This window comes from Shewanella sp. A22 (genome assembly GCF_053850585.1).
The window spans coordinates 1-1,258 of record NZ_JBSQBN010000248.1 but is presented as its reverse complement, the minus strand read 5'-3'; the positions used below and the strand labels follow the sequence as shown (position 1 = coordinate 1,258).

General features: G+C 44.0%; 1 protein-coding gene. It reads right to left on the bottom strand.

The window, feature by feature from the left end; all coding sequences use genetic code 11:
- On the bottom strand, positions 1 to 1,103 hold a 1,103-nt coding region (gene tnpC, locus ACWXWT_RS20535; protein WP_456043408.1), incomplete at its 3' end, for an IS66 family transposase.
- Positions 1,104 to 1,258: the final 155 nt, after the last annotated feature.

Here is a 1,258-nt window from a genome sequence, read left to right as displayed (position 1 = left end):
TTTCTCAGCTGTTGACGCGCTTTGGAGGTTAAGTTTTTTGCCTGTTTTTCTATCCCGTAAAGTTTGGCTATGTAACTGAGCGCTTTTTCGGCTTTACCTGCTTTTTTTGAAGGCGATGCTTTTTGAGCATCGGTAAATTTCCTTCTCGCATGTGCCATACAAGCGGCTTGAGTGACCTGTTCAAGCGTATTGTAAGCACTGTAGCCATCAGTCAGGAGGTAGCCTGAGTATCCCGTTAGAAAATCCTTTACACAGGCAGCGGCACGACTCGGTTGATAGTCGTAAATAACCGCTGGGTTTTCTGCAAATTCACCACTGCGATAAACCCACATGTACGATTTAGTTTCGGCTTTTCTGTCTTCTTCTCGAAGGACTTGCACCGTTGTTTCATCGGCACAAATCAGCTTTTCATTCAGGAGTTTTGCTTTCATTGCATCGATAATAATTTGGACTTTATCACCTAGTTGTACACACCAATTTGCTAGCGTGCCTCTGCTGATATCAATACCTGAGCGATTTAACATATCAACCTGGCGATAGAGTGGTAATGCATCAACATATTTAGCCGTGACGATTGCCGCAAACGTTTCAGCACTGCCCATGCTTTTAGGCAACATACTCGCAGGCTTAGGGGCGGTAATGACTTTATTGCTGACTTGTGTTTTTTCACATTGACGACACGTGTATTTGGTGCGCTCATGACGGATAACGCTGACTTTCTGTGGAATGATTTTGAGCTCTTCGCTGACTTCTTTACCGCATTCATGAAGGGGTGCTTGGCAACATTCACAACAAGGGGCGCTGAGTTCGTGCTGATAAACTTCACGCTCAAGCGCTTCAGGTAACGGTTTTCTGCCTGTTTTAGCCTTGGTCTTGTTTACTTTTGGCAACGCATGTTGCTGCTCAGCTTCGTTAAACGTGCCTTTGGCTACCTTTTCACTTTGTGATGAAAAGCGTTTTGACTTGCTGAGATTGAGTTGTTCAACCAGTAGTTGAACTGTCGTTTTAAGCTCAGCAATTTCTTCTGCTTGTGCACGCTCTTTTGCTTGCAGTTGCAGCAACATGGCTTTGAGTTGTGCTACGTCATCAGGTAGGTCAGTCAAGGTCGCTCGGGTCTTAAAAGGTTTTTAATATCCTTAGTGTGACAGCGAAAAATGATCGTTCAAGTAGAAATTTGCGATCAACATTCGCCGTCATACTTCAAGTCCTAATATTGGTCGATGCGCCTTAGGATTATCTAATGTTAATCCCGATAATA